The following is a 21,494-nucleotide window of genomic DNA, read 5'->3' as shown; positions in this document are numbered from 1 at the left end:
CCGAGCTCCGGGTCAACGCTCCGAGATGCGTGCCAGTCGGCTGAGCAGGAAGAACACCACCGGCCAGGCCGCCAGGTTGCTCAGCGCCCGCGAGAGGTAGGTGGCCATGGAGACCAGATCGTTGGCCACGCCCTCGACCCACAGGGCCACCATCAGGAACACCAGGGTGAATGCCGCGATCAGCAGCGCCTGGGAGAGCAGTGGGGCCACGCTGAGGCGTTGTCGCAGGGACAGGACGAGGAAGACCGTCAGGGTGAACAGCAGGGCGTTGAGTCCCAGCAGCCCGTTGGTGGCCACGTCGAGCATCAGCCCGGCGATCCAGGCATAGATCAGTCCGGCCTGAGCCGGGCGGTAGAGCGACCAGAAGATCACCGTGAGCAGCAGCCATTGCGGGTTGTGCACCTGCACGGCCGCCGGCAGCGGCAGCAGGGTCAGTGCCAGCGCCGCAATGCTCGTCAGGAGAATCGCGAACCAGCTAGTCGTCATCGCTCTCCCCCGTAGCCGTCGTGGCGGACTCGTCTGGTGCCGGCGCGACGGCCGGGCGCTCGAGAGTCTCCCCGGGTGTTCCGCCTGCCTTGGGCGAGGCATCCGGGGCATCCGGGGGCTCGGTAATCACCAGCACGTGATCGAGACGTTCGAGGTCGGCGACCGGTTCGGCAATCAGCCGGATGAAGCCCTGGGCCTCGTCCATCTCGATGGTGGACACGCGGGCGACCGGGTAGCCGCGCGGGAAGGCGGTGTCGATGCCGGAGGTGGTCAGCAGGTCGCCCGGTTCGATCGCGGTGCGCTCGGGCACGCGTTCAACGACCAGTTGCCGGTCGCCGGTGCCCCGGAGCAGGGCACTGCGGCCGGTATCGCCGAGGATGACCGAGAGCATGTGGTCGCGAGAGGTCAGCTGGATGACGGTCGCCCCAAAGCGCGTACTGCGCAGGATCTGGCCGACCACCCCGTGGGCGTCGATGACCGGGTCGCCGGGGCGCACGTCATCGCCAAAGCCGCGTCCGATGGTGAAGAGATTGCCCCGCAGGCTGGGCGGGTGACCGATGCGCCGGGCGAGCAGTACGCCCGGAATCGTGCTCGCCTCGCCGTCGAGCATGGCGCGGAGCTCGTCTACCTCGCGTTGCAGGGCCACGAACTGCTGCATCTGGCCGCGTAGCAGCGTGTTCTCCTCGCGCAGGCGCTCGACCTCGGCGTGCAGCTCGCGGCGTTCCACGAACCATTGCCCGATGCCGCGGGCCATGACCACCGGCTGGTGGATGGTCTTGATGATGCCGTCGGTCGCCCCGCCCAGCCCCTGATCGAGCTGACCGACCCAGCGGGTGCCGATCCGGTCGAGGCTCATCAGGGCGATCGATACCACCACCAGCACCAGGAGCAGGTTGAGTCCGGGGCGGTGGGAATCGAAAAGCGCCATGACCGGCGCCGTTACTCGTCAGCGAAGAGGGTGTTGTTGCGCTGGTCGATCAGCTCGAGCACCTTGCCGCCGCCGCGCGCCACGCAGGTGAGCGGGTTCTCGGCGACCACCACCGGCAGACCGGTCTCTTCCATGATCAGCTTGTCGAGATCCCGCAGCAGGGCCCCGCCACCGGTCAGCACGATGCCGCGCTCGGCGATGTCGGCACCCAGTTCCGGCGGCGTCTGCTCGAGGGCGGCGCGCACGGCCTGGACGATGCCGAACAGCGGCTCTTGCAGCGCCTCGAGGATCTCGTTGGAGTTGAGGGTGAAGCTGCGCGGCACGCCCTCGGCCAGGTTGCGGCCCTTGACGTCGATCTCGCGCAGTTCCTTGCCCGGGTAGGCCGAGCCGATTTCCTTCTTGATCCGCTCGGCGGTCGCCTCGCCGATCAGGATGCCGTAGTGGCGACGGACGAAGGCGATGATGGATTCGTCGAACTTGTCGCCACCGATGCGTACGGAGGAGGAGTAGACGATGCCGTCAAGCGAGATGACGCCCACCTCGGAGGTACCGCCACCAATGTCGACGACCATCGAGCCGCGCGGCTCGTCGACGTCGACCCCGGCGCCGATCGCCGCGGCCATCGGTTCCTCGATGATGAAGGCGCGGCGGGCGCCGGCCGAAAGCACGGATTCGCGGATCGCGCGGCGCTCGACCTGGGTCGCGCCCACCGGCACGCAGACCAGCACGCGCGGGCTGGGGCGGAACCAGTGCGAGGAGTGCACCTTCTTGATGAAGTGCTGCAGCATCTTCTCGGTGACGTGGAAGTCGGCGATCACCCCGTCGCGCAGGGGGCGCACGGCGTGAATCGACTTCGGCGTGCGGCCGACCATCTGCTTGGCCTCGTTGCCGTAGGCCTGGATCACGGTCTGACCGCCATCGTTCCGCAGGGCGACCACCGAGGGCTCGTCGAGGACGATGCCCTTGCCGGACACGTAGATCAGGGTGTTTGCCGTGCCCAGGTCGATGGACAGGTCGGTGGAGAAGATGCCGCGGAAGCCTTTGAACATGGGGGATATAACCGAATGATGTCTATTGTTATGTGGTCGAACCGGGGAGCGGTTCGTGAGCGCGCTGCCGCGGCGAGACGGCAGCGCCTGAGTCCTTTCCCGTTCGCGCGGCGCGATGGACCTGCCTGGCCGGCAGGCAACCTCCCTCGGTATCGGTCCGTCGACCGACCGCGATGAGCCGCGAAAAATAAGCGGTTACGGTAGCAACATGCGCGCTTTCAGGCAAGTGCCGAACTCGGCAGGCAGGCGCGGCTGTGGTAGGCTTCGCGCCGGATTTCCACCCGCCGGCACGCGCCTTTCGACAGGCGACCCGCCGGCGGGTTCCCATCGCCGTCGGGCGAATGCCTTGGCGAACGGCCGCGCGGCCGGGTGGGGGCGGATACGTCAAGCCACGTTACGTGCCAATCTCACCAATTTCACGTTACACGCCAATCACGTTCCTTGAGGGATGACGACCATGTCGTTGACCAACGATCAACTGCAAGCGGTGGCGCACCTCGCCCGGATCGCCGTCGAGCCGGACTGGGCCGAGGCGCTGCGCTCGGATATCAACGGGATCCTCGAGCAGGCCGACCGCCTTGACGACCCGAGGCTGAACGACCTCGAGCCGATGGCCCATCCGCTCGACCAAGTGCAGCGGCTGCGCCCCGACGAGGTCACCGAGACCGACGACCGCGAGACCCTGATGGCCGCCGCCCCGGCACAGGAAAACGGCCTGTTTTTGGTGCCCAAGGTCATCGAATGAGTCGAACCCGGCCGGCCGCGCCCGGCCCGGTCGTCATGTATGCCGACAACGACCCACATTGCCTGCAAGGGGATTAGTTTTCGTGTCCACCAGTGATATTCCGCATCGTGGCGGGGATGCCGCCCTGATCAATGCCTCGATCGCCGAGTTGCGCGCGGGACTGGCCGCCGGCGAGTACACCGCCGCCGACCTGTCCGCGGCATTCGCCGCACGCATCGAGACGATCGATCCGTCGCTCAATAGCCTGGTCAGTCGGGCCGAGCCGGTCGAGCCCGCCTCGGAGACCGGTCGCCTGGCCGGTATCCCCTACGTGCACAAGGACATCTTCTGTGCCAAGGGCACGCGCACCACCTGCGGTTCGCGCATGCTGGCCGACTGGGTCGCGCCCTACGACTCGACCGTCCACGAACGCCTGACCCGGAGCGGTGCCGTGCTGCTGGGCAAGGCGAACATGGACGAGTTCGCCATGGGCTCGTCCAACGAGAACAGTCACTTCGGCGCGGTCGCCAACCCCTGGGACACGAACGCGGTACCGGGTGGCTCGTCGGGTGGGTCGGCCGCGGCCGTCGCCGCGCGGCTGGTGCCGTTCGCCACCGGCACCGACACGGGCGGCTCGATCCGCCAGCCGGCCGCCTTCTGCGGCGTGACCGGTATCAAGCCCACCTACGGCCGCGTCTCGCGTTACGGGATGATCGCCTACGCCTCGAGCTTCGATCAGGGCGGGGTGATCGCGAAGTCCGCCGAGGATTGCGCCACGGTGCTCGGCGAGATGGCCGGGTTCGACGAGCGGGATTCGACCTCCGCCGACCGCGAGGTGCCCGACTACGCCGCCACGTTGAACGACTCGATCGCCGGCCTGCGCGTCGGCATCCCCAGGCAATGGTTCTCCGAGGCGCTCGACCCGGCCGTGGGTGACGCCGTGACGGCGGCGATCGACGAGCTGCGCGCCGCCGGTGCCGAAACGGTCGAGATCGACCTGCCGGACGCCGACATCGCGCTGGCCGCCTACTACCTGCTCGCCCCGGCCGAGGCCTCCTCGAACCTGTCGCGCTTCGACGGCGTGCGCTTCGGCTATCGCTGCGAGGATCCGAAGGACCTGCAGGATCTCTACGAGCGCAGCCGCTCCGAGGGCTTCGGCGCGGAGGTCAAGCGCCGCATCCTGGTGGGCACCTACGCGCTGTCCGCCGGCTACTACGACGCCTTCTACCGCCGCGCGCAGAAGGCCCGCCGCCTGGTGACCGATCACTTCCAGCGTGCCTTCGAACAGTGCGACGTCATCGCCGGGCCGGTCACGCCCACCCCGGCATTCGACCGCGGCGCGCACAGCGACGACCCGGCCAAGATGTACCTCGAGGACATCTTCACCATTCCGGTGAACCTGGCCGGACTGCCGGGCATGTCGGTGCCCGCCGGTTTCGTCGCGGGGCGCCCGGTCGGTCTGCAACTGATCGGCCGTCACTTCGACGAGGCGCGCCTGCTCAACGTCGCCCACCAGTACCAGCAGCGTGTCGATTGGCACACCCGCATGCCGACGCTGGGCGGCGATTCCTCCAACCACTAAGCGAAGGGCAGAAAACGACATGTCTGACTACGTCATCCCTTCGGGCTGGGAAGCGGTCATCGGGCTGGAAATCCACGCCCAGCTGGCCACCCGTTCCAAGATCTTCTCCGGCGCGTCGACCGCCTTCGGCGCCGAGCCCAACGCCCAGGCCTGCGCCGTCGACCTCGGGCTGCCGGGCGTTCTGCCCGTGCTCAACGAGGGCGCGGTCCGCATGGCCTCGCTGTTCGGCCTGGCCATCGACGCCGAGATCTCGCGCGTCTCGAGCTTCGACCGCAAGAACTACTTCTACCCGGACCTGCCCAAGGGTTACCAGACCACGCAGCTGGCCCGGCCAATCGTCGTCGGCGGCCAGGTGACGGTCACCACCGGCGAGGGCAAGCAGGCGCGCGAGCACACCATCAACGTCACCCGCGCCCACCTCGAGGAAGACGCCGGCAAGTCGCTGCACGAGGATTTCCACGGCATGACCGGCATCGATCTCAACCGGGCCGGCACCCCGCTGATCGAGATCGTCTCCGAGCCGGACATGCGCACCCCCGAGCAGGCGGTCGCCTACGCCCGCAAGATCCACGCGATCGTGCAGTACCTGGGTATCTGCGACGGCAACATGCAGGAAGGCTCGTTCCGCGTCGATGCCAACGTCTCGGTGCGCCCCGAGGGCGAGACGGCCTTCGGCACCCGCGCGGAGATCAAGAACGTCAACTCCTTCCGTTTCCTGCAGCGGGCGATCGAGTTCGAGATCGAGCGCCAGGTGGACCTGCTGGAGACCGGCGGCGAGGTGGTCCAGTGCACGCGCCTGTACGATCCGGACCGCGACGAGACCCGCCTGATGCGCACCAAGGAAGACGCGGACGACTACCGCTACTTCCCCTGTCCGGACCTGCTGCCGGTGGTGCTGGACGAGGCGACGATCGAGTCCTGGCGCGCCCAGCTGCCCGAGCTGCCGGACGCCAAGGCCGGCCGCTACCAGTCCGAGTACGGCCTGAGTGCCTACGACGCCGGCGTGCTGACCGCCAGCCGTGCGACCGCCGAGTACTTCGAGGCGGTGATTGCGCGCGACGGTGCCGATCCCAAGCTGGCCGCGAACTGGGTGATGGGCGAGGTCGCCGCACTGCTCAACCGCCTCGAGCTCGAGATCGGCGACTGCCCGGTCCCGGCCGACAAGCTGGCCGACCTGCTCGAGCGGATCGGCGACGGCACCCTCTCGAACAAGCTCGGGCGCGAGGTCTTCGAGGCCCTGGCCGAGGAGGGCGGCTCGGTCGACGCGATCATCGAGGCGCGCGGCTTGAAGCAGATCTCCGACACCGGCGCGATCGAGGCGATGGTCGACGAGGTGATCGCCGCCAACCCCGGCCAGGTCGAGGCCTACCGCGGCGGCAAGGACAAGCTGTTCGGCTTCTTCGTCGGCCAGGTGATGAAGGCCGCCAAGGGCAAGGCCAACCCGCAGGCGGTCAACGAGGTGCTCAAGCGCCGCCTGGACGGCGACTGAGCCGACGCACGCCAACCGGAGAGTCTCATGAGCGAAATGACCGGCAAGGCCGAATCGATCGACTGGCAGCGTTTGCCGCAGGGCGACGAGCTGTTCCGCTTTTCCTTCGAGGACGGGCGGGTGCGGGGCGTCTCGCTGCGCCTGGAGACCACCTGGCAGGCGGCGATCGAGAACCACGATTACCCGCCGGCGGTGGCCAGCCTGCTCGGCCAGGCGGTGGCCGGGGCCGTGCTGATGGTGGCCAGCCTCAAGTTCGAGGGGCGGCTGGTGCTCCAGTTTGCCGGCCGCGGCCCGATCAGCCTGCTGGTGGTGCAGGTCACCTCCGACCGGCGCTTTCGCTGCATGGCCAAGTGGGACGACGAGCGCCTCGCCGAGGCGGGCGATCACCTCGAGGAGCAACTGGGCCGCGGTCAGCTGGTGCTGACGATCGAACCCGAGGACGGCGCGCGCTATCAGTCGCTGGTTCCGATCGCGGGCGCCGGCCTGGAAAACGCCATCGAGGGTTATTTCCAGCAGTCCGAGCAACTCCCCACCCGGCTGGTCCTGGCCGCGGATGACGAGGTGACCGCCGGCATGCTGATCCAGCAGATGCCCGAGACCGGCGGGATCGTGCCGACGGCCGGCGCGGCGGCCCGCGGGTTCGAGCATGTCGGCAAGCTCGTGGACACCCTGCTCGGTGACCAGGGACGTCGCGAGATGCGACAGGTCTCGGCACCGGAGTTGCTGCACCGGCTGTTCCACCAGGAGGCGCTGCGCATCCACGACGTGGCCCGCGTGGCGTTCAACTGCGGTTGCACTCGCGAGGGCGTCGGCCAGATGCTGACCAGTCTCGGCCGCAAGGAACTCGAGGCCACGCTGGACAGCGAGGAAACGCCGGACGTCATCGAGATCCGTTGCGACTTCTGCGGCAGCCTGTATCGCTTCGATCGGGTCGACGTCGAGCAGCTGCTCACCAGCGACAGCGTCGAGCCGCCCGAGTCCACCCGTCACTGACGCCGATGTTGTCGAGCGCTGGCCGGTCGTCGTGAACGCGGCCATACTGGATGCGTTTCCCGGCCTGTCCATAACGACCACCCGGTGTATCGCATGACGTCCGGTCACGCCCTGCCCAGTTCACCTGCCGAGGACGGCGTGTCGCTCGATGCGCTGTTCGTCGAGGTCCGTCGTCACATCCTCGATCGCCAGCACCCGATCTCGGGCCTCCTGCCCGCGAGCACCGCGGTGACCGCCCACGGCGACTACACCGATGCCTGGGTACGGGACAACGTCTACAGCATCCTCGGCCCCTGGACACTGGGCATCGCCTGCCGGCGTGCCGGTGAGACGTCGCGTGCCTTCGAGCTGGAGCAGGCGGTGGTGCGCAACATGCGCGGCCTGCTGATGGCCATGATGCGGCAGGCCGATCGGGTCGAGCGATTCAAGGCAAGCCTCGACCCCATCGATGCGCTGCATGCCAAGTACGACACGGCGACCGGCGAGGCCGTGGTGGGTGACGAGGACTGGGGGCACCTGCAACTGGACGCCACCTCGCTGTACCTGTTGATGCTGGTGCAGATGACCGCCTCCGGTCTGACCATCGTGCAGGGACGCGACGAGGTCGATTTCGTCCAGAACCTGGTCTGGTACCTCTCGCGCGCCTACGTGGTGCCCGATTACGGCATCTGGGAACGCGGCAACAAGATCAACCACGGCGTACGGGAACTCAACGCCAGTTCGCTCGGCCTGGTGCTGGCCGCGCTGGAGGCCGCCGACGGCTTCGACCTGTTCGGCGCCAATGGCGATGCGCGTAGCCGGTTGCTGGTCGTGCCGGACGACATCGCCCGGGTGAGGCAGTGTCTGGACTCGATCCTGCCCCGCGAGTCGGCCTCCAAGGAAATCGACTCGGCCTTGCTCGCCGTGACCGGCTTTCCCGCCTTTGCCGCCGGTGAGAAGGCCGCCGAGGTGATCGAGCGCATCGACACCCGCCTGGCGGGATGCTACGGCTACAAGCGCTTTCTGCGCGACGGCCATCAGACGGCGATCGAGGACGAATCCAAGCTGCATTACGAGCCGGAGGAGCTCGAGGCATTCGCCCGCATCGAGTGCGAGTGGCCGCTGTTTTTCACCTACCGGTTGATCAACGCCTGTTTCGCCGGCGACCTGGCGTCGGCCCGGGCCGTCCACCGCCAGATCGAGTCCGTGGCGGTCTGCGAGGGCGGGGCCCCGGTGTTGCCCGAGCTCTACTTCGTGCCGGCCGATTCCATCGAGGCCGAGCGGAAGCGGCCCGGTTCGGTCAACCGATTGGCAAACGAGAACCGACCACTCGTCTGGGCACAGAGCCTGTGGGTGGTCGGGCGGTTGCTGCTTGCCGGGTGCATCCGCCCGGCGGACATCGACCCGATCGGGCGGCATCGTGGTGCCGAGCGACCGACCACGCAGGAGATCGGCGTGGCGCTGCTGGCACGGACCGAGACGGTCGCCGATCGACTCGCGGCGGCGGGCGTGAGCCATGTGACGCGTGAGGGCCGGCAACGCACGTCGGTGATCACCGCCGACACCCTGGTCGAGCGCCTTGCCTCGTTCGGGGCCAATGGCCACCTGGCGCTGACCGGCCGTCCGGCCCGGCGCCTGCTGGGTCTGTCGGCGGCCCGGGTCGTCGCAACCGACCGTGGCGAGACCGCCGTGCTGCCGGCGCTGTTCGATAGCGACACCTTCCTGCTCGGCCGGGATGCCGAGTTGCTGGTCCACGAGATCCGGACCAGCCTGGCCTACCTTGCCCGGCACGCGAATGGGGCAAGCCACCCGATCTGGGTGATCCCGGTGGACGAGTGGATGCTCGATGGTGCGGGAGGCGAGGCCGTGCTGTCCTTCTGCCGCGAACTGGAGAACGGGGCGTTGGACGGGATGCCGGTGACGCTCGCTCACCTGGATACCCTGGTCGAGTCCGCGTCACGGTGGGTGTTGCCTGGCGAGCTGCCGCCGGCTCGGCCGGCCGAGCCGTTCGTTCCCGGCCGCTGGGAGTGGGGGGGCGACGTCGACGGTCTGGCCGCGTCGCTGGGCGAATCGCCGTCGGTCGATGCGCTGACGGCCGCCTTCGGCGAGGCCGTCGCGCTCGACGAGCGGCTCGCCTTGCTCCGTTGGCTGCGCGCCGCCGATGTGTCGTCCGAGCGGCGGTTTGCCGATATCGATGGCCGGGTGGGTGACTGGCACGCGCACGGCATGGCGCTGTTGCGCCTGGCCCAACGCGTGGCGGCGTGGCGCGTGATGCGACTGGCCGCCGATCTCGTCGGGGTGGTCGACGGGTTTCTCGAGGTGGCCCTCATGGATCTCGTGGTGCGACAAAAGCGCGTGGCCGTGGGGCGTTCCTACAGCCGACGGGCGGTGATCGACGCGCCGATTTCCAACCGCGAGATCCTGCGCCGGATCCACGCCTACTGCGGTGACGATGCCCGTGAACGGGCCTTGACGCAGGAACTGGTCATCCACCTGGGGGCCTGGCTGCGGGCCTCGCCGGAGCTGTTTGATCACGTGCTCACGCTGCGCACGGGGCCGTTGCTGCAGATCCTGGTCGCCTTGCGGGCGCGTGAGTCCGGCACCTCACCGGCGCAGGCGCTGGACGAGCTCGTGTCCATGGCACCACAGGAATTGCGGCAGCGGCTGCGCGAGGCGATCGACTGGCGTGATCGGCCCGAACGGCTCGAGGCGTTGCATCGACGCGATGGTGGCGGTGTGGCGAGCGATTCGCCGTCGGGCGAGACGCCGTGCCCGCCGCTGGTCGACCGGCCGCTCGCGCACGACGTGGGCGAAGCCAATGAACGCGGGGTCGACTGGTATCACCAGCGCCAGATCGGCGGAGCGATGAGTCGCTTGCCGGAACGGTTCTACGAGGGGGTCTGGGAATTGTTGGGCCACGTCCCGGCGCTGGTGATCGGCAACCGCTACGATTCGCGCAACGTCCTAGACAGCCAGGTCTACCGGGGGCAGTCGACGGCGAGGGAACACAATTTCGCGCTGGCCGTCGAGCATCGACTCAACCGGATCGAGGCGCCCGAGTACCGCGAGCTGACGGTCGAGGCGATCGTCGCGTTGATCGAGATCCTGACGGCCGGCGAGGATCTGGTGATCGAGGAACCGCTGGTGCTCGACGTGGTGATCGGCCACGCCGTGCGGCTGGCCTGGATGGCCGAGCACCCCGACGATGCCGGTCGTTACGACGACGCGAGGGCGGATGCCTGGCAGGCGTTCTACCGCCGGTCGCCACGGGCCGTCGCCCACTGGGTGGGCAAGGCGCTGGATTACCTGTTGACCGCGGATGCCGCCGGGCAGGCCGGGGCGGCCGGCGGTGCCGGGATGCAGAGGGAGGCGAAGGAATGAACCGGATGATCCTGGCCGGAGATATCGGCGGCACACGGGCGCGCCTGGCGTTGTTCGAGCCCGGGGCGGCAACGGCGTGCTTCGTGCGCACGCTGCCCAGTCGTGACCACGCGGATTTCGCCACCCTGCTTGCGGCCTTTCTCGACCTCGCCGGCCAACGGAGGGGGGCGCAAGGGCGGACCATCGAGGCCGCGGCGTTCGGTGTGGCCGGGCCCGTCGATGGTGAGGGGGCCGAGGCGCGTGTGCGGGCGACCAATCTGCCCTGGACCCTTTCCGCTGCGGCCATCGGCGAGCAGCTGGGTGGCTGTCCCGTGCGGTTGGTCAATGACCTGATTGCCGTCGGGCTGGGTGCGCTCGCCAGCCCGGTCGACACGCGCGTCAACCTCAACCCGGAAGCCGCGATCGGGGATGCCCACGGCCATGCACAGGGCCATGCCGCCGTGATCGCACCGGGCACCGGCCTGGGCGAGGCCCTGTTCTTCCATGACGGCAGTCGTCATCACCCCATGCCCAGCGAGGGCGGGCACTGTGACTTTGCCCCCAATGACGAGCGCGAGACCGCGCTGTTGGCCTATCTGCGCGGGCGTTTCGGTGGGCACGTCAGCTACGAGCGCATCCTCAGCGGGGATGGGTTTTCGTCGCTGTACGCCTTCGCCCGTCACGCCCAGTTGGGGCGCTGCGCCACGGATGCCGACGAGCAGCTCGCGGCCGCCGCCGATCCCAATGCCCGGATCACGGCCTGGGCACGCGACGGGTCGGATGAGTGCGCGGTGATCGCCTGTCGGTTGTTCGCGCGCATCCTCGGCGCGGAGGCCGGCAATATCGCCCTCAAGGCCTTGCCGACGGGCGGGGTGTTCATCGCCGGCGGGTTGGTGGGGCATGTCCTGCCGTTTCTGCGCGAGTACACGCTCGAGGGCTTTCTCGACAAGGGCCGGTTTGCGACCATGCTGGGCCGTTTGCCGCTGTGGGTGGTCGCCGACGGGGAACTGGGAATCACCGGGGCCAGGCGGCTGGCGGAGCAGCAAATCAACCACACACGGGATGAACGATGAGCCGTGACGACCTGAGCGGACTGTACGTGATCACCGACACCACCCGGTTCCAGCGCGAGGCGCTCGTCAGCGCGGTGGCCGAGGCGATCGAGGGCGGGGCGCGCATCGTCCAGTACCGCGACAAGAGCGATGAGGTCGCTCGACGCCGAGACGAGGCCGCGGCGCTTGCCGAGCTGTGTCGTCGTCACGGCCGGGTGTTCATCGTCAACGACGACGTGTCCCTGGCGATCGAGGTCGGGGCCGACGGCGTGCACCTCGGGCGTGACGACGACGCGCTGATGGACACGCGGGCGCGTTTCGAGGCCGCCGGGCTCGATGCGATCATCGGCGTGTCTTGCTATGCTGACCGGCTTCGGGCCGAGCGTGCCGCGGCGGAAGGGGCCGACTACCTGGCCTTCGGGGCCATGTTCCCGTCGCCGACCAAGCCGCATGCCCCCGGGGCGCCCGCCGACGTACTCGGCTGGGCCCGGGAGACCCTCGGCCGCCCCGTGTGTGGCATCGGCGGCATCACGGCGAGCAACGTGGCGGACTTGATGGTGCATCGCCCCGACATGATCGCGGTAATCAGCGAGGTGTTTGCCGCCTCCGATATCCGCACCGCCGCCGAGTCGCTGACGCGGGCCATGGTGGCGGCCTGATCCGACACCCGCAAACGCCGTGTCCCCATTTCCTAGGTTTCAAGAACTCATCACGATCCGGAGAATCCCCAGATGACCGCATCCAACCACGAGCTGTTCGAACGCGCCCAGGCCCACATCCCCGGTGGGGTGAATTCGCCGGTGCGTGCCTTCGGTTCGGTCGGCGGCGATCCCGTCTTCGTCAAGCGCGCCGAGGGCGCACGCTTTTTCGACGAGCACGACCAGGCCTACATCGACTACGTCGGTTCCTGGGGGCCGATGATCCTGGGTCACGCGCATCCCGAGGTGATCGACGCGGTCCGCGAGGCGGCCAAGAGCGGCCTGTCGTTCGGGGCGCCGACGGTCAGCGAGACGCGCATGGCCGATCTGCTCTGCGAGCTGGTGCCGTCGATGGACATGGTGCGCCTGACGTCCTCGGGCACCGAGGCGACCATGAGCGCCATTCGCCTCGCGCGCGGCTTTACCGGCCGCGACCGCATCGTCAAGTTCCAGGGCAACTACCACGGCCATTCCGATTCGCTGCTGGTCGAGGCCGGCTCCGGGGCGCTCACCCATGGCGTGCCGAGCTCGCCGGGCGTGCCGAAGGCGTTCGCCGACCTGACCACCACGGTCGAGTACAACAACCTCGACCAGGTGAAGAAGGTCTTCGAGGAAGTGGGTGACGAGGTCGCCGCGATCATCGTCGAGCCGGTGGTCGGCAACATGAACTGCATCCCGCCGGAGCCGGGCTTCCTCGAGGGCCTGCGCCAGGTCTGCGACGACTACGGTGCCGTGCTGATCTTCGACGAGGTGATGACCGGGTTCCGCGTCGCGTTGGGCGGGGCGCAAGCGCATTACGGCATCAAGCCGGACCTGACCACGATGGGCAAGGTGATCGGCGGCGGCATGCCGGTGGGCGCCTTCGGTGGTCGCCGCGAGATCATGGAGATGATCTCGCCGATGGGGCCGGTCTATCACGCCGGCACGCTCTCGGGGAACCCGATGGCGATGGCCGCGGGCGTGAAGACGCTCGAGCTGATCCGCGTGCCCGGGTTCTTCGACGTGCTCGCGCGTCGCACCCAGGCGCTCTGCGATGGCCTGTCCGCGGCGGCCAGGGAGCACGGCATTCCGATGATCACCCAGAACGTCGGCGGCATGTTCGGCCTGTTCTTCACCGACAAGGACCGCGTGGCCAACTTCAACGACGCGACCGCCTGTGACAAGGAGGCCTTCAAGACCTTCTTCCACGGCATGCTCGACGAGGGGGTCTACTTCGCGCCGTCCTCCTTCGAGGCCGGGTTTGTCTCGATGGCCCACGGCGAGGCGGAGATCGACGCCACCATCGCCGCCGCCGAACGCGTTCTGGCCCGCATGGCGGGCTGATCGCGCCGATCCCGCCCCCTCGCGGGGTGGGCGCGCAAGACGCAAAAAGGCCGCCGGAATCATGGATTCCGGCGGCCTTTTGACATTTATGGGGCCGTCGCGGGCGACGGGAACCCGGTCGTTTTACTGCTCGTCTTCGAGATTGGCGTCCGGATCCCAGCCCGCTTCGTGGGCCTTTTGCATCTGACGCTCGTAGATTTCGGCGTGGCGCTTTCGCAGGTCGTCGGGCAGCAGGCTCGGGATGCCGCCGCCGTGCTTGTCCCATTCGGCATTGACGCGGTCGGCCAGGCCCTGCAGGCGGCCAAGTTCCCAGCCCTCGCAGGTCTCGTCTTCCGGGATCAGGCCGAAGACGCGTGCGTCGAGCACCAGGCGACCGTGGAACGTCATGCCCCCGTCGCGATCGTTGTCGATCCCGACGTAGCCGTCTTTCGCTGAGTTGCCTCTACGCTGCATGTTTTACTCCGTGCTCTGTCATTCGGATTCGTGGAAACGGGCATCGACCAGGTCGGCGATGCCCTCGATGGCCCGGGCGGCATCGTCGCCGGTGGCGGTGACGGTGATCGTCTTGCCACAGGCGGCGGCCAGCATCATCAGGCCCATGATGGACTTGCCGTTGACGCGACGGTCGTTGAATTCGACCTCGACGTCGCTCTCGAACTGCTCGGCCGTGGCGGCAAATCGGGCCGCGGCCCGGGCGTGCAGGCCCCGGCGGTTGCGCAGGGTCAGATCCCGCGTGATTGCGGTCGGATCGCTCTCGCTCATGGCCGGTCGGTCGCTCCTTCCTGGATGATGCCCTCGCGCCCGCCGCTGCAGGCCTTCGCCGTCATCTCGTCGAGCGGCAGGCGCGGATAGTTCAGGGCGCGGACGAGCATGGGAAGGTTCACGCCCGAGAGCACCTGCACCTCGTGCTGGTCCAGCAGCCGGTGGGCGATGTTCGACGGTGTCGAGCCGTACATGTCGGTCATCACCAGCACCCCCTCGCCGCTGTCGAGGTCGGTGACGCGGCGACGCGCGGCATTCAGCAGGTCGATCGGGTCGTCGTCCTGACGCACGTCGAGGTGCTCGAGCCGGGTGGGCAGACGTTCGAGCATGTCGGTGGCCGTCTCGATCAACTGGCCCCCGATATCGTTGTGACAAATCAGCAGGATTCCGACGGTCATTGCGGGAGTGATTCCTCAATCGCGCTCGGCAAAGCGTGCATCATACCGAAAAACCGGCGCGGGGCAGGGCGGCTGACCGCATGGCCTCAGTGGTTGCCGAGATCACGGTGTCGAACCACCAGGTTGGCGAACGCCGGTCGCAGGTCGCGAGCGATCTGCTCGACCAGGTAGACCGAGCGATGCTTGCCGCCCGTGCAGCCGATCGAGCAGGTCAGATAGCTGCGATCGCTGCGACTTGCCTGGGTGAGCATGTGGGCGAGGAATTCACCGATGCGGGTGCGCGTCTCGTGGGTGACCGGGTGTTGCTCCAGGTATTCCACCACGGCCTGGTCGAGCCCGCTGTGCGGTCTGAGCGAGGTGTCCCAGTGCGGGTTGGGCAAAAAGCGCACGTCGAAGAGAAAGTCCGAATCCAGCGGGATGCCGAACTTGAAGCCGAACGACTGGATCAGGATTCGGGGCCCGGCCTCCTTCTCGCCGATCAGACGAGAGCGCACGTCCTCGCGCAGCTGGTGGACCGTGGTCAGGCTGGTGTCGATGACCAGGTCCGCGTAGGCGCGAATCGGCATCAACAGCTGTCCCTCGCGCGCGATCGCCTCGACCAGGTTCTCGATCTGGTAGGAGAGCGGGTGGCGCCGCCGGGTCTCGGAAAACCGGGTGATCAGGCGTTGCCGGTCGGCCTCGAGGAAGAGGCTGCTGATCTCGAGTTGCGGCAGACGCTCCTTGAGGCGGTCGATCCGGTCGGGCAGGTTCGCGAGCGACTTTTCGGGGGCGCGGGCATCGATGCTGATCGCGATGCCGCGGGCGACGATGCCGCCTTCGAGGTAACTCTCGGCCAGGTGATCGAGCAGGTCGGGCGGCAGGTTGTCGATGCAGTAGAAGCCGCTGTCCTCGAGCGCGGCCAGTGCCACGGACTTGCCGGAACCGGACTGGCCCGTCACGAGTATCAGCCGGGGCACGGCACGGTTCATGACCAGGGCTCCGGCTTTTCATCGGGCCGGGCGGGGATCACGCCCCCGGCGAACAGCTTGGCGATCCGCGGGCTGGTCGGCTGGCCGCCACGTTGGCGTTCGAGGTTGCGCTGGCGCACGATCGTCTCCAGCAGCACGGCGAGGTTGCGACCCGGGGCCACCGGCAGCCGCCACACCGGGATGCTTTGTCCGGCGACCCGCTCGTTGCCCCGGTCGCCGAACAACCGTTCGTCGGCGCCGATGCGCCGGCCGGCATCGGCGGGGTATAGGTCGACGATCAGGCGCAGGTACTTGCGTGCCTTGAGCGCGTTGCTGCCGAACAGCTCGCCGATATCCACGATGCCGATGCCACGCACCTCCAGCAGGCCGAACAGGCGATCGGGGCAGGAGCCGGTCACTTCCTCGCCGTGGGCCATGAAACAGGGGGCGTCGTCCGCCACCAGCCGATGCCCGCGGCTGAGCAGCTCGAGTGCCACCTCGCTCTTGCCGATGCCGGCCGCCCCCCGGATCAATACACCCAGCCCGCTGATCTCCATGAACACTCCGTGACGCCAGTCCTCGTCGGTGCGGCCGCAGAGGCGACGCAGGCGACGGGCAATCGTCTCGTCGTCCTCGTGCGTGCTCAGGATGTGGATTTCGGCCGTCGTGCTCGGCGCGGCGGCGTGGCGGTCGAGCCAGTCGGTCAGCACGTCGGCGTGGGCCTGGCTGAGGATGATCACCCGGGGGGCGCTGATCGCCGAGACTGGACCGTTGGCGCGCTCGAGGCATTCCTCGCCACATTGCAGGTAGTGGCGTAGCGAAGGTGAAATCAACGCGACGCGCGTTGGGATCCACGGGTTGGCCGGGCCGAGCAGGCGCTGATCGTCGGCGACCGGGGCGTCCCAGTCGGCCGGCAGTGCCTGCTGCCAGTCGGCGTCACCCGCATTGGAGGGGAGGTGTTGGTAGGTGAAACTCGGGATCATGGCCTGCCCGTTCGAGAGCCGATGGTCGGGCCTGGGCCCGGCTTAGGGAAGGTCTGCGCGAATCCGATGCCACTCTGGCTTGGCGAGCCGTTCGTGATCGAGGCGCGATGTCGCCGGCGTACCGGTGGTCACGTCAAGACATCGTAACGCGGAGCACGGGCGGCTCGACAAGCCCCGCTCTGCGCGCCTTGGGTCGGGCACCTGCGGTGTTGCCGTCCTTGGAGAGAGAATAACTCTTCCGCGGCGGACGGTCGCCTTGTATCTGCCCGACCCAAGGCGCGCAGAGCGGTATCGGATTCGTGCAGACCTTCCCTTAGCTCGCGGTCGCTTCCGCGCTGTCCTTGAGCCACTCTACCATCAGTGCCTGGACACGCTCGGCGCTCTGCGCCTCCATGAGGGTGTCGCGCTCGTCGGCATCGTTGAGGTGGCGTGCCAGGCGGCCGAGAATCTCCAGGTGTTGCTCCGGGCAATCCTCGGGGATGACCAGGCCGATGACCAGGGTGACCGGTGCGCCATCGGGGGCACCGAAATCGACGCCTTCGCGCAGCCGGATCAATGCGCCACGCGGGGTCAGGATGTCGTCGACCCGGCCGTGGGGGACGGCGATGCCATGACCGATTGCCGTGCAGCCCAGCCGTTCGCGGGCGACCAGCGCCTCGAAGATGCGGGTGGCCTGTTGGCCACCGAGTTCGTCGTCGGCGAGCAGGCCGGAGAGCACCTCCAGAACCCGCTTGCGGCTCTGGTACAGCTCGTCGATCCGGATGTGGTGGATCGGAAACAGCTCGGCAGTATTCATTAAGCACCCTGTCGGTCGACGGTCCGCGAGGATCGCTCGCGGGTCGGGGCGGGAATGGTTGAATCGGCGCGCATCATAGCGTGTTGCGCCTGCGGTGCAACACCGATCCGGACGAGACGGAGGCCGTTGTCGGTCGGCTTCCTTCCGTCAGCCCGCCGGCGATCATGCCGGCGGGGCCAGCTCAGCGGTGGCTGGTCAGCTTTTCCTTGTGCTTGACGATCTGCCGGTCGAGCTTGTTGATCATGGCGTCGATGGAGGCATACATGTCGTCGGTGACGGCCTCGGCGTGCATGTCCTGCCCGCTGACATGGAGGTTGGCCTCGGCCTTCTGGGCTTCCTTGCGCTCGATAGTCAGGATGACGTGGATATCCACCAGCTTGTCGAAGTGACGCTCGAGGCGCGTGAACTTGTCGTGGACGTGGGCCTTGAGTGCCTCGGTGACGTCGACGTGATGACCGGTGATGTCTATCTGCATGTGCCGCTCCTTAATAAGTGCGTTATATCAGTCGCTTGCGGTCTGTTGACGAGGCAATTCCCATCGCCTCGCGGTACTTGGCGATCGTGCGTCGCGCGACGTCGATCCCCTCGTCTCCAAGCATGGTCGCAATCTTGGCGTCGCTCAAGGGCTTCTTGGGATTTTCTTCCTCGACGAGCTTCTTGATGCGGGCGCGGATGGCGGTGGCCGAACATTCGCCCCCGTCACTGGTGCCGACGTGGCTGGAGAAGAAATACTTGAATTCGAACACGCCCCGCGGGGTGAGCATGTACTTGTTGGTGGTGACCCGGCTGACCGTCGATTCGTGCAGTTCGAGTGTCTCGGCGATCTCGCGCAGCACCAGCGGTTTCATCGCGATCTCGCCCTGCTCGAAGAACTCGATCTGGCGCCGCACGATCTCCCGCGCCACGTTCAGCAACGACTCGTTGCGGCTCCTCAGGCTCTTGATGAACCAGCGGGCCTCCTGGAGGTGGTTGCGGATGTAGGTCGCGTCCTTGCCGCGGCTGGAGCGGTCGATGAGGCTGGCGTAGGTCTGGTTCACGCGCAGGCGCGGGGCGATTTCGGGGTTGAGGTCGACATGCCAGCCATCCTCGCGGTGGGTGACGATCACGTCCGGCTTGATGTAGTCGGCGGCGGTGTCGCCGATCGACAGCCCCGGGCGGGGATCGAGCACCTGGATCAGGCGGAGGGCGGCCTCGAGCCGCTCGCGGCTGATACCCAGCCCCTTGATCACCTGCGGCAGCTCGCGCCGGGCGATGGCCTCGAGCCAGTCGTCCTGGAGCAGGGCGCGGGCATCGTCGGCCGCCGGGTCGTCGGCGTGATGCTGGTCGATCTGGATGGTCAGGCATTCGGCCAGCGATCGCGCCGCCACCCCGACCGGGTCGAGCTGCTGAATGTAATGGAGCGTGGCCTCCACCTCCTCGGTGTCGATTCCCGGCAGGTCCTCGGCGAGCATGGCCACGATCTCGTCCAGCGGTTCCTCGAGATAGCCGGAGGGCTCAAGCGACTCGATCAGCGCGGTGGCGATGCGACGGTCGGTGTCCGAGAGGGAGGCGAGATGGACCTGGCTGAGCAGATGGTCGCGGAGGTTGTCCTCACCCGTCGATTGCGTGGCAAAGGGGTCGTAGTCCTCGCCCGGGGCGCTGGCGCTCAGGGCGGTGCTGCCGTCGGACTCGTAGTAGTCGTCCCAGGAAGAATCGACCACCAGGTCCTCGTCGGCCGACTTGTCCTTGCGATCCTCGAGCAGTTCCTCGCCGGCCTGGGCGCCGGGGTCCTGTTCCTCGGCGGTGGTCGCCTCGGTCGCCTCGTCCTCCTCGCGCTCGTCCTCGGCCACTTCCAGGAGCGGGTTGCTGTCCAGCGCCTGCTGGATCTCCAGGCTCAGCTCCAGCGTGGAGAGCTGCAGCAGGCGGATGGACTGCTGCAACTGCGGCGTCATGGCCAGCGACTGGCCCAGGCGAAGCTCGAGACCTGCCTTCATGCCGGCCATGTCGCGCCTCCGGGGGTCAAAACGAGGGTAGGGTGGGGACGAATCGTGGAAGCGGCAAACCGGGCGGGAAGCCAGGTCGGAGCCGGGGGGTAAGGGTGACGTGCGCACGCAATTTGCATGGCGTCGAGTTTAGCCGATCGATACCGCACTGTGCCAACGGTTTTGCCCGATCCGCCGCGCCGCTCGTCGGTCGAGCGGATCGCCATTTCGAACGAATGGTCCGGTGCAGGGTTTCCCTGGGGAAACTCTGCACGATTCGATGGCATCTCTGGCTCGCGGGTTTGTTCGCAATCGAGGCGCCGATCCGAAGACGGGCTTGCTGCCCGTCGAGGGACGGCAACGACGAGTGCGGGCAAATCCCGCGCGCCCCGTCCGGGCGGGCCTTCAAGGGCCCATCTGCGGCGTCGCGGGGTTCGTCCATGAACCCCGCCCTTCGGGCCGGCTTGCGCCGGCCGGATCGGCGTCCTGCCGATCCGGTTCAGCCCTTGTAAAGGGCGACGGCCCTTTACGGCGGACTGCGCCTTGCATCTGGACCCTTGGAGGTCCCGCAGAGACGTCATCGAATCGTGCAGAGTTTCCCTAGAGGGTGAAGTCCTGGCCGAGGTAGACGTCGCGCACCGACTGGTTGGCGAGGAGCTCGTCGGCCGTGCCGTGTGCCAGGATGCTGCCGTCGGAGACGATGTAGGCCCGCTTGCACACGCCGAGGGTCTCGCGGACGTTGTGGTCGGTGATCAGCACGCCGATGCCGCGGTCCCGCAAGTGCTCGATGATGCGCTGGATGTCGATCACCGAAATGGGATCGATGCCGGCAAACGGTTCGTCGAGCAGCATGGCGCGGGGATTGGCCGCCAGCGCGCGGGCGATCTCCACCCGGCGTCGCTCGCCACCCGAGAGCGACTGGCCCTTCGAGTCGGCGATGTGGGTGATGTTGAGTTCCTCGAGCAACTCGTCGAGCGCCTGTCGACGCGTGGCCCGGTCGAGATCGCGGCGCAGCTCGAGGATGGCGAGGATGTTCTCGCGCACCGACAGCTTGCGGAACACCGACGGTTCCTGCGGCAGGTAGCCCAGCCCGAGGTGGGCGCGTCGGTCGATGGGCGTGTGCGTGATGTCGCGGCCATCGAGGAAGACCGCCCCCTGGTCGACCCCGACCAGGCCGACGATCATGTAGAAGCTGGTGGTCTTGCCGGCGCCGTTTGGCCCCAGCAGCCCCACGATCTCGCCGGCCTCGACGTGCAGCGAGACATCGCGCACCACGGGACGGGCGCCGTAGCTCTTCGACAGGCTGCGCGCCTCGAGCAGGGCCGTGCGCGGCTGTCCGGTGGCCGGGGACTCTGTGCGCGTCTCGGCGTGATACATGGATGCCTCAGTCGCCACCGTTGCCGCCTTCCTTGTTGCGCGGTTGCAGGGTCATTTCGACCCGCGATTTGCCGCCTTCCTCGCCGGCCTCGACCACCTCGGTGGCGAGATCGTAGGTGATGCGATCCGAACGGATCTCGTCGCCGCTGCGCTTGAGCCAGGCCTCGTCGGTCAGCACGACCGTGCCCTCGGCGGTGCGGTAGTCCGCCTGGAGCGCCTCGCCTTCGACCCAGTTCCCTTCCTCGTCGCGTTCGCGGAAGGTGGCGGGGCGCCCCTCGAGCACCGCGCGCACCAGCTCGCCGTCCTCGAGGTAGAGCGTGGCGCGCTGGCCCGTGGCGTGCAGGCTGCCCTGATCGATCACCACGTCGCCGGTGTAGACGCTGGTGCCTTCCTGGTACTTGGTCACCTTCTTGTCCGCCTGGACCTTGACCGGTTGGTTGCGGTCGGCCTGGGCGGCCAGTGCCGTCGACGAGCCCAGCCCCATGGACAGTCCGATGGCCAGCCCAATGGCCACTCGATTGGCTCGGGCGGTCAGCCGAGGGGAGCGAGCCCGTGATGCGTGGAGGGATGTCGCTGTGATCTGCATGGTGTGTCCTTCCTGCCTTCC

The 21,494-nt window shown here is 67.8% G+C and carries 21 protein-coding genes; 8 read left to right on the top strand and 13 right to left on the bottom strand.

Features of this window, described 5'->3' with window-relative positions; all coding sequences use genetic code 11:
• Positions 1 to 12: 12 nt before the first annotated feature.
• From mreD to FAZ79_RS05220, 3 genes are read right to left on the bottom strand one after another with little or no spacing between them, the layout of a single operon-like run.
• The gene (gene mreD / locus FAZ79_RS05230; RefSeq protein WP_169303593.1) at positions 13 to 486 is read right to left on the bottom strand and encodes a rod shape-determining protein MreD; all 474 of its coding nucleotides are present in this window, start codon (positions 484 to 486) and stop codon (positions 13 to 15) included.
• Positions 476 to 1,414 (bottom strand): rod shape-determining protein MreC, encoded by a 939-nt coding sequence (mreC, locus tag FAZ79_RS05225; protein ID WP_136866919.1) that lies wholly within the window; start codon positions 1,412 to 1,414, stop codon positions 476 to 478. Before mreC ends, mreD begins: the two co-directional genes overlap by 11 nt.
• 11 nt (positions 1,415 to 1,425) lie before the next feature.
• Positions 1,426 to 2,463: a rod shape-determining protein gene (locus tag FAZ79_RS05220; protein WP_136866918.1), complete on the bottom strand. Its 1,038-nt coding sequence runs from the start codon at positions 2,461 to 2,463 to the stop codon at positions 1,426 to 1,428.
• 457 nt (positions 2,464 to 2,920) lie between these two features.
• Between FAZ79_RS05220 and gatC the strand changes: the two genes are divergently transcribed.
• From gatC to hemL, 8 genes are all read left to right on the top strand, one after another.
• Positions 2,921 to 3,208 carry an Asp-tRNA(Asn)/Glu-tRNA(Gln) amidotransferase subunit GatC gene (gatC, locus tag FAZ79_RS05215; protein ID WP_136866917.1) on the top strand — a complete coding sequence of 96 codons (288 nt, stop codon included), beginning with the start codon at positions 2,921 to 2,923 and terminating at the stop codon, positions 3,206 to 3,208.
• A gap of 124 nt (positions 3,209 to 3,332) precedes the next feature.
• On the top strand, positions 3,333 to 4,769 hold the full coding sequence (gene gatA / locus FAZ79_RS05210; protein ID WP_136866931.1) for an Asp-tRNA(Asn)/Glu-tRNA(Gln) amidotransferase subunit GatA: 1,437 nt from the start codon (positions 3,333 to 3,335) through the stop codon (positions 4,767 to 4,769).
• A gap of 19 nt (positions 4,770 to 4,788) precedes the next feature.
• A complete protein-coding gene (gatB, locus tag FAZ79_RS05205; protein ID WP_136866916.1) occupies positions 4,789 to 6,258 on the top strand; it encodes an Asp-tRNA(Asn)/Glu-tRNA(Gln) amidotransferase subunit GatB in 1,470 nt (489 codons plus the stop codon).
• A gap of 27 nt (positions 6,259 to 6,285) precedes the next feature.
• Entirely contained in the window at positions 6,286 to 7,251 is a 966-nt protein-coding gene (locus FAZ79_RS05200; protein WP_136866915.1) for an Hsp33 family molecular chaperone HslO, read from the top strand.
• A gap of 93 nt (positions 7,252 to 7,344) precedes the next feature.
• The gene (locus FAZ79_RS05195) at positions 7,345 to 10,611 is read left to right on the top strand and encodes a glycoside hydrolase family 15 protein (RefSeq protein ID WP_136866914.1); all 3,267 of its coding nucleotides are present in this window, start codon (positions 7,345 to 7,347) and stop codon (positions 10,609 to 10,611) included.
• On the top strand, positions 10,608 to 11,663 hold the full coding sequence (locus FAZ79_RS05190; protein WP_211238796.1) for a glucokinase: 1,056 nt from the start codon (positions 10,608 to 10,610) through the stop codon (positions 11,661 to 11,663). Before FAZ79_RS05195 ends, FAZ79_RS05190 begins: the two co-directional genes overlap by 4 nt.
• A complete protein-coding gene (gene thiE, locus FAZ79_RS05185) occupies positions 11,660 to 12,301 on the top strand; it encodes a thiamine phosphate synthase (RefSeq protein ID WP_136866913.1) in 642 nt (213 codons plus the stop codon). Before FAZ79_RS05190 ends, thiE begins: the two co-directional genes overlap by 4 nt.
• A 72-nt stretch (positions 12,302 to 12,373) precedes the next feature.
• Positions 12,374 to 13,663, top strand: a complete 1,290-nt coding sequence (gene hemL, locus FAZ79_RS05180) for a glutamate-1-semialdehyde 2,1-aminomutase (protein ID WP_136866912.1) — start codon at positions 12,374 to 12,376, stop codon at positions 13,661 to 13,663.
• Positions 13,664 to 13,786: 123 nt separating this feature from the next.
• On the opposite strand, the gene FAZ79_RS05175 is transcribed toward hemL, so the two are convergent.
• The 10 genes from FAZ79_RS05175 to lptA all read right to left on the bottom strand — a co-directional run bounded on the left by FAZ79_RS05175 (position 13,787) and on the right by lptA (position 21,401).
• On the bottom strand, positions 13,787 to 14,116 hold the full coding sequence (locus FAZ79_RS05175) for a hypothetical protein (RefSeq protein ID WP_136866911.1): 330 nt from the start codon (positions 14,114 to 14,116) through the stop codon (positions 13,787 to 13,789).
• Between the two features lie 18 nt (positions 14,117 to 14,134).
• Positions 14,135 to 14,425, bottom strand: coding sequence for an HPr family phosphocarrier protein (locus FAZ79_RS05170; protein WP_136866910.1), 291 nt, complete (start codon positions 14,423 to 14,425; stop codon positions 14,135 to 14,137).
• Positions 14,422 to 14,823: a PTS fructose transporter subunit IIA gene (locus FAZ79_RS05165; protein WP_136866909.1), complete on the bottom strand. Its 402-nt coding sequence runs from the start codon at positions 14,821 to 14,823 to the stop codon at positions 14,422 to 14,424. The genes FAZ79_RS05170 and FAZ79_RS05165 overlap by 4 nt, the downstream gene beginning before the upstream one ends.
• Positions 14,824 to 14,909: 86 nt before the next feature.
• A complete protein-coding gene (gene rapZ, locus FAZ79_RS05160; RefSeq protein ID WP_136866908.1) occupies positions 14,910 to 15,791 on the bottom strand; it encodes an RNase adapter RapZ in 882 nt (293 codons plus the stop codon).
• A complete protein-coding gene (locus FAZ79_RS05155) occupies positions 15,788 to 16,753 on the bottom strand; it encodes a hypothetical protein (RefSeq protein ID WP_136866907.1) in 966 nt (321 codons plus the stop codon). Before FAZ79_RS05155 ends, rapZ begins: the two co-directional genes overlap by 4 nt.
• 313 nt (positions 16,754 to 17,066) lie before the next feature.
• Positions 17,067 to 17,549 (bottom strand): PTS sugar transporter subunit IIA, encoded by a 483-nt coding sequence (locus FAZ79_RS05150; protein WP_136866906.1) that lies wholly within the window; start codon positions 17,547 to 17,549, stop codon positions 17,067 to 17,069.
• A 181-nt stretch (positions 17,550 to 17,730) separates the two neighbouring features.
• Positions 17,731 to 18,024 (bottom strand): ribosome-associated translation inhibitor RaiA, encoded by a 294-nt coding sequence (gene raiA / locus FAZ79_RS05145; protein ID WP_136866905.1) that lies wholly within the window; start codon positions 18,022 to 18,024, stop codon positions 17,731 to 17,733.
• Between the two features lie 22 nt (positions 18,025 to 18,046).
• Positions 18,047 to 19,522: an RNA polymerase factor sigma-54 gene (locus tag FAZ79_RS05140; RefSeq protein ID WP_136866929.1), complete on the bottom strand. Its 1,476-nt coding sequence runs from the start codon at positions 19,520 to 19,522 to the stop codon at positions 18,047 to 18,049.
• A gap of 588 nt (positions 19,523 to 20,110) precedes the next feature.
• Positions 20,111 to 20,905, bottom strand: coding sequence for an LPS export ABC transporter ATP-binding protein (gene lptB / locus FAZ79_RS05135; RefSeq protein WP_247709498.1), 795 nt, complete (start codon positions 20,903 to 20,905; stop codon positions 20,111 to 20,113).
• Positions 20,895 to 21,401 carry a lipopolysaccharide transport periplasmic protein LptA gene (gene lptA, locus FAZ79_RS05130; protein ID WP_169303592.1) on the bottom strand — a complete coding sequence of 169 codons (507 nt, stop codon included), beginning with the start codon at positions 21,399 to 21,401 and terminating at the stop codon, positions 20,895 to 20,897. The genes lptB and lptA overlap by 11 nt, the downstream gene beginning before the upstream one ends.
• Between the last annotated feature and the right edge of the window lie 93 nt (positions 21,402 to 21,494).

This window comes from Guyparkeria sp. SB14A (genome assembly GCF_005096345.1).
Lineage (GTDB): Bacteria > Pseudomonadota > Gammaproteobacteria > Halothiobacillales > Halothiobacillaceae > Guyparkeria > Guyparkeria hydrothermalis.
This window is presented reverse-complemented; position numbering and strand designations above follow the sequence as displayed.